The sequence below is a fragment of the Heliomarina sp. genome (assembly GCF_052826185.1).
In genome coordinates this window covers 1-14,019 of the sequence record NZ_JBRBUI010000016.1, presented here as the reverse complement: position 1 = coordinate 14,019, position 14,019 = coordinate 1, and the positions used below count along the sequence as shown (strand labels likewise).

The 14,019-nt window shown below is 63.6% G+C and carries 7 protein-coding genes and 1 pseudogene; 7 read left to right on the top strand and 1 reads right to left on the bottom strand.

The window, feature by feature from the left end:
• Positions 1 to 36: 36 nt before the first annotated feature.
• The 3 genes from ACU0FH_RS03375 to yaaA all read left to right on the top strand — a co-directional run bounded on the left by ACU0FH_RS03375 (position 37) and on the right by yaaA (position 3,370).
• Positions 37 to 324, top strand: coding sequence for a YggT family protein (locus tag ACU0FH_RS03375; protein WP_446193345.1), 288 nt, complete (start codon positions 37 to 39; stop codon positions 322 to 324).
• 156 nt (positions 325 to 480) lie between these two features.
• The gene (gene recQ, locus ACU0FH_RS03370) at positions 481 to 2,523 is read left to right on the top strand and encodes a DNA helicase RecQ (protein WP_446193344.1); all 2,043 of its coding nucleotides are present in this window, start codon (positions 481 to 483) and stop codon (positions 2,521 to 2,523) included.
• A 76-nt stretch (positions 2,524 to 2,599) separates the two neighbouring features.
• Positions 2,600 to 3,370, top strand: a complete 771-nt coding sequence (gene yaaA, locus ACU0FH_RS03365) for a peroxide stress protein YaaA (RefSeq protein ID WP_446193343.1) — start codon at positions 2,600 to 2,602, stop codon at positions 3,368 to 3,370.
• Here yaaA and ACU0FH_RS03360 read toward each other — a convergent pair.
• Complete coding sequence (locus tag ACU0FH_RS03360) at positions 3,304 to 5,589, bottom strand: response regulator (protein WP_446193342.1); 2,286 nt, start codon at positions 5,587 to 5,589, stop codon at positions 3,304 to 3,306. The two genes, yaaA and ACU0FH_RS03360, sit on opposite strands and share 67 nt — an antisense overlap.
• Before the next feature lie 157 nt (positions 5,590 to 5,746).
• Here ACU0FH_RS03360 and ACU0FH_RS03355 point away from each other — a divergent pair, with 157 nt between their 5' ends.
• The 4 genes and pseudogenes from ACU0FH_RS03355 to ACU0FH_RS03340 all read left to right on the top strand — a co-directional run.
• Positions 5,747 to 11,185, top strand: a complete 5,439-nt coding sequence (locus tag ACU0FH_RS03355) for an alpha-2-macroglobulin family protein (protein ID WP_446193341.1) — start codon at positions 5,747 to 5,749, stop codon at positions 11,183 to 11,185.
• Positions 11,182 to 11,736 carry a putative glycolipid-binding domain-containing protein gene (locus tag ACU0FH_RS03350; protein WP_446193340.1) on the top strand — a complete coding sequence of 185 codons (555 nt, stop codon included), beginning with the start codon at positions 11,182 to 11,184 and terminating at the stop codon, positions 11,734 to 11,736. The genes ACU0FH_RS03355 and ACU0FH_RS03350 overlap by 4 nt, the downstream gene beginning before the upstream one ends.
• Entirely contained in the window at positions 11,729 to 13,759 is a 2,031-nt protein-coding gene (gene pbpC / locus ACU0FH_RS03345) for a penicillin-binding protein 1C (RefSeq protein WP_446193339.1), read from the top strand. The genes ACU0FH_RS03350 and pbpC overlap by 8 nt, the downstream gene beginning before the upstream one ends.
• Before the next feature lie 98 nt (positions 13,760 to 13,857).
• Positions 13,858 to 14,019 (top strand): annotated as a pseudogene (locus ACU0FH_RS03340) (S-(hydroxymethyl)glutathione dehydrogenase); the annotation flags it as partial.

The following is a 14,019-nucleotide window of genomic DNA, read 5'->3' as shown; positions in this document are numbered from 1 at the left end:
CCCTTAGGTGGGAAAAAACCAGCGGAGAATACGGCCATGATGGCGATTTACGGACCCCTCCAACTCATTCTGAGCGTCGTCTATTTCGTGATGATCGTGCACATCATCATGAGCTGGCTGATCAATTTTCAGGTTCTGAACCTCAATCAGCAACTCGTCGCGCAGATCTGGTACAGTCTGAATCGCCTGCTTGAACCCATCTACCAGCCGATCCGCCGTATCCTGCCCAATACCCACCCGCTCGATCTGGCGCCACTGGTGGCGATCATCATCGTGATTTCCCTGCGCGAATACGTGCTGCCCTCGATCTTTGGCTTTATCTAGGATCGCGGCGACGAACCACCGCATCTAGCGGTGAATTTCGGCCTAACCCGATGATGTGGTGGTAAAACCGGCAACGGACTCTTGTTCACTGAATCTTAGTGTGGGAAAGTGCCCTCTAAGAGCAGATAAACAAGAACCCATACGAGGCCCCCACCAATGCCCGACGCCAAGGCGCTGTTGCGCGACGTCTTTGGATTCGACGCGTTTCGCGCCGGTCAGGAAGAAATCGTAAACGCAGTCGCTTCGGGGCGGAACGTGCTGGCCATCATGCCCACGGGCGGCGGCAAATCGCTTTGCTTTCAACTGCCCGCCCTGCTGCGTGACGGGGTTACCGTTGTCATTTCCCCGCTGATCGCGCTGATGCGCGATCAGGTCCGCGCCCTGCAAGAGGCGGGGGTGAACGCCGGGGCGCTGACCTCGGGCAATACGCCCGAAGAAACCGATGCCGTGTGGGAGTCGCTGGAACGCGGGGATCTCAAACTTCTGTACATCGCTCCCGAACGGCTGGCCGCCGGTGCCGCGCTGGGAATGCTCCGCCGTATCAACGTGCGCCTGATCGCCGTGGACGAGGCCCATTGCGTCAGCCAGTGGGGCCATGATTTCCGCCCCGACTACCTGCGCATCGGCGAACTGCGCCGCGCGCTCGACGTGCCGCTGGCCGCCTTCACCGCGACCGCCGATCAGGAAACGCAGGTTGAAATCGTCGAAAAACTTTTTGACGGTGAAGCGCCAGAAAAATTCCTCCACGGCTTCGACCGCCCCAATATCCACCTTGCCTTTGCCGCCAAGAACAGCCCGCGTCAGCAGATCCTGAGCTTTGCCGCCGCCCGCAAGGGCCAATCCGGCATCGTCTATTGCGGCACCCGCGCCAAGACCGAGGCACTGGCCGATGCCCTGCGCAAGGAAGGCCATAATGCCTGCCACTACCACGGCGGGATGGAGGCCGAGGATCGCCGCATCGTGGAAACCCGCTTTGCGCGTGAGGACGGTCTGATCGTGGTCGCCACGGTCGCTTTCGGCATGGGCGTGGACAAGCCCGACATCCGCTGGGTCGCCCATGCGGACCTGCCCAAATCCATCGAAGCCTATTACCAGGAAATCGGCCGCGCCGGGCGCGATGGCGGCCCTGCGGAAACGCTGACGCTCTACGGCCCCGACGACATTCGCCTGCGCCGCTCGCAGATCGACGAAGGCCTTGCCCCGCCTGAACGCCGCGGCGCGGATCACGGGCGGCTCAACGCCCTGCTTGGGTTAGCCGAGGCGCTGGAATGCCGTCGCCGCAAGCTGCTTGGCTATTTCGGCGAGACCGCTGAACCCTGCGGCAATTGCGATCTGTGTGACAGCCCGCCCGAGGTCTTCGACGCCACAACTGCCGTGCGCAAGGCGCTTTCGGCGATCCTGCGGACCGAGGAATGGTTCGGCGCAGGCCATCTGATCGACATCCTGACCGGCACCGAAACCGACAAGGTTCTGGCCCGCCGCCACGACCAGCTGCCGACCTATGGGGTGGGCACCGATTATGACCGGCGGCAATGGCAGGCCGTGTTCCGGCAGATGATGGGCCATGACCTCGTGCGGCCCGATCCGGAACGCCATGGCGCGCTGCGGATGACCGATGCCGCCCGCCCGATCCTGCGCGGCGAGGCCGAGATCACCCTACGAAAGGACGTGCTGAGCAAATCCGCCACCCGCCGTCCTGCCGTCCGCGAACTGGTGAATGAAGAAGACGCGCCGCTGCTTTCCGCGCTCAAGGCGAAACGCCGCGCGCTGGCAGAAAACGCCCGCGTGCCCGCCTATGTCATCTTTACCGACAAGACCCTGATCGAAATGGCGGAAACGCGGCCCGCTACGCTCGACCAGATGGCCAAGATCAGCGGCGTGGGCGCCAAAAAACTGGAAAGTTATGGCGCGACCTTCCTCGAAGTCATCACCGGTGCGAGCGAGGCCCTGCATCCAGCACGGCGCAAGCTGGCCGGTCGCTCGGCGGGATCGGTCTATGACCGTCTGCTCGAAGTTCAGGCCGAGCTGAGCCGCGGCGAAACCGGTGCCGACAAACCGCTGAGCTGCTCGGCATCAATGCTCGCCAAGGTCGCGCAGATGCGCAGCGACGATGAAAGAACGCTGGAAAAGCTGCTGGGCGAACGCCGGGCGGAACGCTTTGGCGCTGCTTTCCTCGACGTTCTGCGCATGGCGGGCTGAGCGCCGGAACATCGCCGGTTGAACCTACCGCTCGCCGGGGCTATGCCCTGCGCCGGGGAACAAAAGTGGGGTAGACATGCTTGTCGTGATTTCTCCGGCGAAAAAGCTGGACTGGACCGCGCGCGACGTCGAAACGACAACGCCCGCCTTTCTGAGCGATGCGAATGCGCTGGCCGGGACCGCCCGTGACCTGACGCAGAGCGATCTTGAAAAGCTGATGCATATCAGCCCCGATCTGGCCAGGCTGAACGTCGAACGCTTTCGCGATTTCAGTGACGCGCCCGATGATGAGGAAACCCGTCCCGCCGCGCTTGCTTTTGCGGGCGACACCTATCAAGGGCTTGAGGCCGCCTCGCTCGACCCTGATGAGATGACCTATGCGCAGAACCACCTGCGGATCCTGTCGGGGCTTTACGGCGTGTTGCGCCCGCTGGACGCGATCCAGCCCTACCGGCTTGAAATGGGCAGCCGCCTGAAAAACCCGCGCGGCAAATCGCTTTATGACTATTGGGGCGACACGATCGCCAAGGCGCTGAACGAACAGGGCAAAGCCACCGGAAGCGAAACACTGATCAACTGTGCCAGCCAGGAATATTTCGGCGCCGTCGACCTCGACGCGCTGCAACTCAAGCTGATTACCCCTGTCTTCATGGAAGAAAAGAACGGCACCCCCAAGATCGTCAGCTTTTACGCCAAGAAGGCGCGCGGCGCGATGGCCCGCTACATCGTGCAGAACCGCCTGACCGATCCGGCGTCGCTCAGCGATTTCGACGCGGGCGGCTATGCGTTTTCCACCGAGCTGTCATCCCCGGACAAGCCGGTATTCGTGCGTCCTTCGGTCACCTGATCCGGGGCCGGAGGTTGCGCGTCCGGTGGTCGGAACGCTTCGATCCGATCCTGAATAGCCTTTTTCGTCAGTGGCTTGGTCATGAACTGATCAAGCCCGTGTGACAGGATCTCCTCGGCATCGCCCTCGATTGCATGGGCGGTCAGGGCGATGATCGGCACATGCCTGTCACCCCCGGCCTCGCGCTTGCGGATTTCGCGCGTCGCCTCACGCCCGTCCATCGTGGGCATTGAGATATCCATGAAAATCAGGTCGGGTTCAAACTCATCATAGGCTTCGACCGCCTCGGCCCCGTTATTGGCAAAACGAAGCTCGACGTTCAGATGCTGGACCATTTTGCGAAACACCAGCTGGTTGGTCCTGTTATCTTCGGCTGCCAATACCCGCATCCGGCGGGCTTCGACCACAACCGATGGCGGCGGCGCGGTTGCAGGTTGATCCTCGGCGCTTTCATCGGGTTCGGGTTTAGCCACCGTATCACGGCCCTTCATCGTCTCGGCGATTTCGGAAAGCCGGTCAAAGAGTGCGGCCCGATGGTAGGGTTTCTGCAACAGCCCCTGAACATGAACAAAGGCCGGATCGTTCTGTGCATAGCCGGGGTTGGAACTGAGCAGAAGGAACGGCGTGTGAATTTCTTTCTCGCAGCGCAGTGAATCGGCCAACTCAAGGCCGTCCATGCCGGGCATGTTGTGATCGCTGACCACGAGGTCGAACCCGTCGCCTGCCTGTTCCAGCGCCTCCGCCCCGGACTGGCAGGCGGTGACCTGCAGGCCAAGCTGGCTCAGCTGCTTTTCAAGGATCTCGCGCATCAGCTCATGGTCCTCGACGATCAGCACCCGTTTAAGGCAATCCGGCAGGCGCGGCGGATCGACGGCGGTCTCTTCATCCAGGTCGAGCGTCACCTGGAAGCCGAAACAGCTCCCTTTGCCCTCGGTACTGTCGACCCAGACCTTGCCCCCCATCAGGTTGATCAGCCGCCGGGATATGGCCAGCCCCAGCCCGGTGCCTTCGAACCGGCGATTGCTTGCATCCTCAAGCTGGTTGAACTCGCCAAAGACGTGATCGACCTTGTCTGCCGGGATACCGATGCCGGTATCCTCGATCGAGACATGCACATCGCAAGTCCCGGCCTGGTGATCCGGCACGCCCGTCACTCGGATCACTACATGACCCTGGCCGGTAAACTTGACCGCATTGCCAAGCAGATTGGTCATCACCTGCCGCAGCCGCCCCGCGTCGCCGACGAACTTGGTCGGCAGGAAGACGTCGAAATCAGCCGCCAGCGCCAGCCCCTTGCTCTTGGCCTTCGGGGCCAGCAGCAGCACCAGCTCGTGAATGCAGCGTTCAAGATCAAAGGCTTCCTGTTTGAGAACCAGCTTGTCCGCCTCGATCTTGGAATAGTCGAGCACGTCATTAATGATCTCGAGCAACGCCTCGCCGGAGTTGCGGATGGTATCCGCATAAAGCCTCTGCTCCTCGGTCAGGTCGGTATCCGAGAGCAGCTCGGCCATGCCGACCACCCCGTTCATCGGCGTACGGATCTCATGGCTCATATTGGCAAGGAACGCTGATTTCGCGCGGCTTGCCTGTTCCGCATGGGCCCGGGCCGCTTTCAGCTCCTGTTCATAGCGGACGGTGGCGGTCATGTTCTGCGCCAGTGTCACCACGTCGCCGCTCTTGCCGCGCTGGTCGGTCAGCTTGAAGTATTCGCCGTTCCACCAGCGCAATGTGATCGGTTCGGGGCGTGGCGATTCCCAGCGCATCGTCATCATCGCCCGCCATTCCGCCGGGCGCAGATCCTGCGTATCAACCAGCCCCTCATCGGTAAGCAGTTGCAGGATGCGGGAATAGGGAATGCCCGGCGCGACCTCATCCAGCCCGCCGAAAACCCGGAAATAGGCAGAATTGGCACCGATCATCCGCCCGTCGGCATCGAAAACGGCAAACCCGTCCTGAATCGTCTGAAAGGACTCCCAAAGCCGTTGCTCGGCGATCATGACCTTGCGGTTGGCGACGGTCAGGTCAGATTTGACCTTTTCATTTTCAACCCGGACCGTCGCCACCTCGGCCTGGGTTTCGCCGATGCGTTTCGTCAGCGCCAGCGCATGGCGGCCCAGCTTTCGGTTGGCGGCGGAAAGCTCGGCCTGCTTGAGCTCAAGCATTCGTTCCGCCGCCAGTCGCGCACGGCGTTCCTCGGCAAGTTTTGTTGCAAGGCTCATGGCCTTATCGCTCCGCCCCGATCCTGAAATGCATCACACAAAGCGCAGCATCGGGCGCTCAGGTGAATATGGGCTTAAACGGGATGTGACAGCACGGGTTCTTGCCAGTGACGCTCTTAAATGCGACCCTGAAGTGTATTGGAATGGAGATATTTTTATGATGCGTTTCGCCAAACTCATTTTGATTGGCTTTCTAACGATTTTGTCCCTGACAGTGCCGGCCACGGCGCAATCCCTGATTCCGGATTTCCGCTATTTCGCGACCCGCGATACCGATTTCTACGGCGCCGATCTCGACAACCTGTTCGACACCGATCTGCCAAGTTGCGTTCGCGCGTGCTCCGCCAATACCGAATGCAACGCTTTCACCTTCAATACACGCTCGAACGCCTGCTTTCCCAAGCGTGGCGTCACCGAACGAAGCGCCTTTGCCGGTGCCTTTTCCGCGGTCAAGCTGATCAACAGCCCGTCGGTCGTCCGCGCCGGTGAGACACGCCGGCCTGCGCTGGCTTTCCTTGGCGAAGAAGATCTGAGCCGCGCCCTGCTGCAAGGCCGCGAACTTGGGCTCGGTCACGCGGGCAATGGCGAAGATCTTGAAACCATGCTCTCGAACGCCCGCGACCGCCGTGCGCAGGGCAACACGGTGCAGGCGATGGCATGGACCGGCGCGGCGCTTGCCCTGTCGGACCGGGCCGATCTCTGGAACGAATACGCGCGCCTGCTGCTGGATATTGAAACCGATAACCGCAACGACCGGCGCAACTACCAGACCCGCGCGACCAGCGCTGCGATCAACGGCTATCTTCGGGGCGAAAACGAAGCGGGCCGCGCCACGTCGATGGCAACACTGGCCGAGGCGCTAGAGGCGCTCGGGCGCGGGCGCGACATGATTCCGGCGCTGCGGCTTGCGCTCAGCGAACAGCCCCGCGACGACATCAGCACCACGCTTGACCGGGCCGTCGGGCAATACGGATTCCGCGTGACGGATACCTCGGTTGAAAGTGACAGCGCCACACCGCGCATCTGCGCCCAGTTCTCTGAACCGCTGGTGAAGGCGGGTGTGGATTACGAACCCTATGTGCAGACCGGCGATGCTACCCTTGTCGTTCAGGTCGAGGATGCGCAGCTTTGCGTCGACGGGGTGGAACATGGCCAGCGCTACCGCCTCACCCTGCGGCAGGGTCTGCCCGCCGCCAGCGGCGAGACCCTCGCCAAATCGGTCGAGGTCACGCAATATGTCCGCGACCGCTCGCCCGGCGTCAGCTTTCCGGGCCGCGCCTATGTGCTGCCAAAATCCGCCAGTGCCGCCCTGCCGGTCGAGACGGTCAATACAGGCAAGCTCGACCTGACCCTGCGTCGCGTCAGCGACCGCAACCTGCTGCGCACCATGCAAGAAGAATATTTCGGCCGCCCCCTGTCGCAATGGCAGCTCGAAAGCTTTTCCACCGATATAGCCGAAGAGATCTGGACCGGCACCGCCGAAGTTCAGAGCGAGCTGAACCGCGACATGACCACCCGCCTGCCGATGGGCGAGGCCATCGCAGGTCAGGCTCCCGGCATCTACGCGCTGACCGCCCGTGTCAGTGGCGTCAACCCCGATGACAGCCCCTCGGCCACGCAATGGTTCGTGCTCTCCGATCTGGGGATATCGACAGTATCCGGCACCGACGGGCTGCATGTGTCCCTGCGCGGATTGTCCGACGCCCAGCCCCGCGAGGGTGTAACACTCCGCCTGGTCTCGCGCGCGAACGCAGTGCTGGCGACTGCCACCACCGACGCCGACGGGATGGCGCGCTTCGAACCCGGCCTGACACGTGGCATGGATGCCGCCGCCCCGGCCCTGCTGCTGGCCGAGGATGGCGACAGCGACATGGGGTTCCTGTCGCTTACCGATCCGGCCTTTGACCTGTCGGATCGCGGGGTTGAGGGGCGCGCGCCCGCGGGCCCCGTCGACGTTTTCCTGACCACCGACCGGGGCGCCTATCGCGCCGGCGAAACCATCCACGCGACCGTTCTGTCGCGCGACGCCGAAATCGCTGCGATCGAGGGCCTGCCGCTGATCGCGATCCTGACCAGACCCGATGGGGTGGAATACAGCCGCCAGATTTCGGACGGCGGGTATCTTGGCGGCCATGTCTTCGACTTTCCGACCGGCCCCACCGTGCCGCGCGGCACATGGCGCCTTACGATCCGCACCGCCCCCGATGCGGAACCGGTGGCAAGCCAGACCCTGCTGGTCGAGGATTTCATCCCCGAGCGGATCGACTATGACCTTGCCCTTGCCGACGGCCCTGTCCGGCTCGGCTCTACACCGACCCTGACGCTTGACGCACGCTACCTCTTTGGCGCGCCCGGTGCCGACCTGACCGTCGAAGGCGAAGCGATACTGACCGCCGCGACTGAGCTTGAGGGCTGGCCCGGCTATCGCTTTGGCCGACATGACGAAGACAGCTCGCCCCGCGCGCGCTATTTCTCGGGCGGACTCACCGATGCACAGGGCAAGGCCAGCTTTCCCGTCGAACTCCCCGACCCGGCCAGCGCCGAACGGCCGCAGGAGTTGACCATCATTGCCCGCGTCGCCGATGGCGCGGCCCGCCCGGTGGAACGCCGCCTGACCGCTCCAGTGCTGCCCGACAGCCCTGTTATCGGGATCAAACCCCTGTTCGACGATGTTCTGGGTGAAGGCCAGCAGGCACGGTTCAACCTGATCGGCCTTGCGCCCGATCTGTCCCCGCAGGCGATGCAGGTCAAATGGACCCTGAACCGCGTGGAAACCCGCTATCAATGGTATCAGCAATACGGCAACTGGAACTGGGAACCCACAACCCGCCGCACTCGCATCGCGACCGGCGAAGCCAGCCTAAGCGACGTGCCGCTGGAACTGGCCGAAACCGTGGACTGGGGCGAATACGAACTGATCGTCGAACGCATCGATGGCACTTACACGGCCAGTTCCGTCAGCTTCTCCGCCGGATGGTATGGCGGCGACAAAAGCGCCGACACGCCGGACCGGCTGGAAATGTCGCTCGACCGCGCGGATTACACCATCGGCGACACCGCCATGCTGCGGCTGGTGCCGCGCGCGCCGGGCACCGCGCTGATCTCGGTCGTTTCGAACCACGTGATCGCCCGGCAGGTCGTTGAACTTGCCGAGGGCGCCTCGACCGTCCCACTGGAAGTGACCGAAGACTGGGGAACCGGTGCATATGTCACGGCCACCGTGTTGCGGCCGATGCAAGAGACGGGTGACCAGACGCCGCCCCGCAGCCTTGGCATTGCCCATGCGGCCATCGCCCCCGGTGACAAGCAACTGGCCGTCTCCATTGACGCACCCGATGTCGCAAGACCCCGTCAATCGCAGACCGTAAGCGTCACCATCGCTGACGCGCCCGAAGGCGAAGAGGTCTGGCTGACGCTGGCCGCCGTCGATCTTGGCATCCTCAACCTGACCGGATTTGATAGCCCCGATCCCTCTGCCTATTACTTTGGCCAGCGCCGTCTCGGGGTCGAGATGCGGGATATCTACGGTCGCCTGATCGACCCCGGCAATGGCGCGATGGGCGTGGTCCGCTCGGGCGGCGACGCGGATCAGGGCGCGCGGCTGCAATCGCCCCCGCCAACGCAGGACCTCATGGCGCAATTCTCCGGCCCGGTGCAGGTCGGACCGGACGGCGCGGCAGAGGTGACAATCGACCTCCCCGCCTTCAACGGTACCGTGCGCCTGATGGCGGTGGCATGGTCGCGCGATGCGGTCGGTAAGGCCGAACGCGACATGACGGTCCGCGATCCGGTCGTGGTGAATGCCTCCGTCCCGCGTTTCCTCGCGCCCGGCGACGAGAGCCGTATCCTGCTGGACGTCACCCATGCCGATGGCCCCACTGGCCAGATGCGGCTGACCATCGAAAATATCGGCGAAGGGCTGAATATCGGCACCGCTCCGGCACCATTTGATCTGGCCGACAAGGCCAAAGCCTCCTTTACCGTGCCGGTCAGCGCCAGCACCGTTGGCGATCCGAGCTTTGACGTGGTGCTGACCACGCCCGATGGCACGATCCTGCGCCAGACCCTGCGTCTGCCAGTGCGGGCGAATGACCCGGTCATCTCGCAGACCCGCCGGTTTACCCTCTCTGCCGGAGATGCCTTTGAGTTCACGAGCGACGTCTTTGCGGAAATGAAGCCCGGCACCGGCAAGGCGATGATCTCTGCCGGTCCGCTGGCCCGGTTCGACGCGCCCGGCCTGCTCGACGCGCTTGACCGATATCCCTATGGCTGCACCGAACAGGTGACCTCGCAGGCGATGCCGCTGCTCTACCTGTCATCGGTGGCCGAGGCGACCGGGCTTGGCACCGCCGCCGACATCGAAGACCGTATTGATGCGGCCATAGCCCGCGTGTTGACGCGGCAAAGCCCGAACGGCGCCTTTGGTCTGTGGCGCGCCGAATCCGGCGACTTCTGGCTGGATGCCTATGTCGCCGATTTCCTTAGCCGCGCCCGTGCCGAAGGTCATAGCGTGCCAGATATCGCCTTTCGGATGGCAATGGATAATCTTCGCAACCGGGTAAATTACGCGCCCGATTTTGAAAACGGCGGCGAAGACATCGCCTATGCGCTGCTGGTCCTCGCCCGTGAAGGCGCGGCGGCCATGGGTGACCTGCGCTACTATGCCGATGTGAAAGCCGACGATTTCGCCACACCGCTGGCCGTCGCCCAGATCGGCGCCGCGCTTGCCGCCTATGGCGACCAGACCCGCGCCGATGCAATGTTTACCCGCGCGGCCAACCGTCTGGCGCGGACAGATAACGATGCCCCGGTCTGGCGCGCGGATTACGGCACCACGCTGCGGGACAGCGCCGCCGTTCTGGCGCTGGCAACCGAAGCGGGCAGCACCGCCGTCGATGCCGAGGCGCTGACCATCCGCGTCACCACTTCTCCCGAGAGGCTCTCGACCCAGGAATCCGCGTGGTCGCTCATGGCGGCAAAGGCGCTGATCGACCGGCCCGGCGGATCGGGCCTGCGGGTCAATGGCGCGCCGGTGAACGGCCCCTTTGTCGAAATCCTCGAACAGGACAGCGCGGATAGCCTCTCGCTCAGCACCGAAGACGGGCAGGCGACCGAGATCACCCTGACCACCTCGGGCATTCCGATCACCCCGCCCGATGCCGGTGGCACCGGCTACAGCATCGAACGCAGCTTCTATGATCTTGAGGGCCAACCGCTTGACGGTGACAGCTTTGCTGTGGGCGAGCGTTTTGTGACCGTTCTGAGGGTGACACCATTCGAAGGGGCCGAAGCGCGGCTGATCGTCGACGATCCGCTCCCCGCCGGTGTCGAGATCGACAACCCCAACCTGCTGCGTTCAGGCGATATCGGCGCGCTCAGTTGGCTTGACCTCTCAGAAGCCGAGCACAGCGAATTCCGCAGCGACCGCTTTGTCTTTGCCGTCGATATGCGCAACACACGTCCGGTGACGCTCGCCTATATCGCGCGCGCCGTAACACCGGGAACCTTCCACCATCCCGCCGCCTCGGTCGAGGACATGTACCGCCCCCGCTACCGGGCCCGCACGTCCACCAGCCAGATCACGGTTTCCGAATGACCGGGCTCGCGATGGCAAACTGGCGACGGCTCGACCATAACGGGACCGACCGCTGCACCCTGTCGCGGCTCGACCACGGCTGGATGCTGAGCGGGCAGGCGAAGTGGCTGGAGAAAGAGATCGAAACCTCTCTGATCTATGCCGTGCGCTGCGACGAGGACTGGTCGACTCTCTCGGCCGATGTCGTCGGCTCACGTGCGGGGGACAGTATCAAAATCCGCATCCAGCGCCATGCCTCTGGCTGGTTCCTGAACGACAAGCCACAGCGCGCACTTGATTTCGCCCGCGACATCGACCTCAGCTTTACCCCCGCGACGAACCTTCTGCCGCTGCGCCGCTTGTCCATCGACAGCCCCGCGCCGATCAACGTCAGCGCCGCATGGCTTGTGCCGGAACTGGATGCGCTGAAGCCGCTAGATCAAAGCTATGCGCGCACCGGCCCGGAGCATTTCGCCTATTCCTCACCCGGTTTCACCGCCGAGCTGAAGGTTCACGACAGCGGCTTTGTCCTCAGCTATCCCGGCCTCTGGGAAGGTTGGGTCGATGCGTAATCCCGCGCGGCTACTTTTTGCGGCCGTGGTGCTGCTGGGGATGGCAGGGGCCGGCCGGGATGCCTTCGACCGCTGGGTCGATGCGACCGTCCTGCCTCCGGTGCTTGCCGAGACCTCGCCAGAGATACGAGACCGCAACGGCGTGCTGCTGCGCGCGTTTCAAGTGGGTGACGGCCTCTGGCGCTTGCCGGTGACCGCGTCCGAAGTGGACCCTGCCTATATCCGGATGCTGGTCCGCTACGAGGACCGCCGCTTTGCCAGCCACCGGGGCGTCGATCCGCTGGCCCTGCTGCGCGCTTTCGGACAGGCTATCGCGAACGGGCAGACGGTTTCCGGCGGCTCGACCCTGGCCATGCAGGTGGCCCGGCTCATCGAAGACGGCCCGACTGGCAGATGGGCTGGCAAGCTGCGCCAAATGCGTGTGGCGCTGGCCTTGGAACGGCGGCTGGACAAAGATCGCATCCTCGATCTCTACCTGACCCATGCGCCCTTTGGCGGCAATCTCGAAGGCATTCGCGCCGGAGCGCTCGCTTGGTTTGGCAAGGAACCCAAACGCCTGACTTCAGCGCAGGCGGCGCTGCTGATCGCCCTGCCGCAATCGCCCGAAAGCCGTCGGCCCGACCGTCACCCCGACGTGGCGCTCGCGGCCCGCAACCGGGTGCTCGACCGGCTCGCAGGAGAGGGTATCTTGCCACGCACCACTGATCGCGATGAAGCGCTGCCCGACCGCCAGCGTCCCTTCCCGCAACTGGCCGCGCATCTGGCCGACCGCCTGCGCGATGGTACCCTGCGCCTTGACCTGACGTTGGACGCGCAAATTCAGTCGCGCATGGAGGACCTCGTGCGTGATGCCGCCCGACGCGCCGGCTCTCACATCTCGGCGGCGCTGATCGTCGCCGATCATCAAAGCGGCCGGGTTCTCGCTTCGGTCGGCTCCCCCGGTTACAGCGGCGCGGCGCAGCGCGACGGCTTCGTCGATATGACCCGCGCGATCCGTTCACCCGGCTCGCTGCTGAAACCGCTGATCTACGGGCTGGCCTTCGATCAGGGCTTGGCGCATCCCGAAACCCTGATCCACGACGGTCCCGTCCAGTTCGGCACCTATGCGCCGCAGAATTTCGACGGCCAGTTTCGTGGCGATATCCGCGTTCGCACTGCACTGCAGCAATCGCTGAATATCCCGGTGGTAAAGCTCACCGACGCGCTCGGTCCGGCGCGGATTACCGCTGCGCTCGAGCGCTCTGGTGCGAACCTGCATATCCCGGGAAACAAGCCCGGACTCGCTATCTCGCTGGGCGGACTGGGCATCAGCCTGCATGATCTCGTACAGCTTTATGCTGCACTCGCACGCGGTGGAGAGGCCGTTTCGCTGCGCAGCGAAGAATCTATGCCGCATCGCAGCAATTCGACCCGTTTGCTCTCTCCCGAAGCGGCTTGGCAAGTCGGAAACATCCTTGCCGGGCTGCCCCCTCCCCCCGGTGCGCGGGCCGGGGTACTGGCCTACAAGACCGGGACCTCCTATGGGCACCGCGACACTTGGGCGATCGGTTTTGACGGACGTCATGTGATCGGCGTCTGGATGGGCCGCCCTGACGGCACCCCGGTTCCCGGTGCCTTTGGCGGCGATGTCGCCGCGCCGGTTCTGTTCGAGGCCTTCGGTCGACTGAAACCCGAATTCGACAGGCTGCCACCACCCCCGCCCGCCACACTCATCACCCATAGCGCTGATCTGCCCGCGCCGCTGCAACGCTTCCGCGCGCGCAGCGAGGTCTTTGAAAGCGCGGATCGTTTCGAGTTGGCCTTTCCGCCGGATGGCGCGCGTCTGCCGTCCGGCAACGGGGGCGTGACCATCAAGCTGCGCGGCGGCGTGGCGCCGTTCCTCATCCTCGCAAATGGCGCGCCGGTCGCCCGCGAGCAGCACCGGCGCGAGATCGAGATACCGAGCCCGGGCATCGGTTATTCGACGTTCACCGTCACTGATTCAAAGGGAGCATCCGACCGCATAACCATCCGACTGGACTGAATTTCATCGCAAATCCCGATTTAATCGAACAATATCTTGCAGAATTTTCACAACTGCCACAGTTAAGGCAGAAATTGTTTACCCAAGGAGAACCGCCCATGCGAACCCGCGCCGCAGTCGCCGTTGAAGCCGGCAAACCGCTTGAAATCATGGAGGTGAATCTCGAAGGTCCGAAGGCGGGCGAGGTTCTGGTCGAGATCAAGGCCACCGGCATCTGCCATACCGACGAATTCACCCTTTCGGGCGCCGATCCCGAAGGT

What these genes read in the sequence shown, in the direction of transcription:
- yaaA (WP_446193343.1), top strand. Translation starts at nt 2,600, where the DNA reads ATGCTTGTCGTGATTTCTCCGGCGAAAAAGCTGGACTGGACCGCGCGC.
- ACU0FH_RS03375 (WP_446193345.1), top strand. Translation starts at nt 37, where the DNA reads ATGATGGCGATTTACGGACCCCTCCAACTCATTCTGAGCGTCGTCTAT.
- ACU0FH_RS03355 (WP_446193341.1), top strand. Translation starts at nt 5,747, where the DNA reads ATGATGCGTTTCGCCAAACTCATTTTGATTGGCTTTCTAACGATTTTG.
- recQ (WP_446193344.1), top strand. Translation starts at nt 481, where the DNA reads ATGCCCGACGCCAAGGCGCTGTTGCGCGACGTCTTTGGATTCGACGCG.
- ACU0FH_RS03360 (WP_446193342.1), bottom strand. Translation starts at nt 5,589, where the DNA reads ATGAGCCTTGCAACAAAACTTGCCGAGGAACGCCGTGCGCGACTGGCG.
- pbpC (WP_446193339.1), top strand. Translation starts at nt 11,729, where the DNA reads ATGCGTAATCCCGCGCGGCTACTTTTTGCGGCCGTGGTGCTGCTGGGG.
- ACU0FH_RS03350 (WP_446193340.1), top strand. Translation starts at nt 11,182, where the DNA reads ATGACCGGGCTCGCGATGGCAAACTGGCGACGGCTCGACCATAACGGG.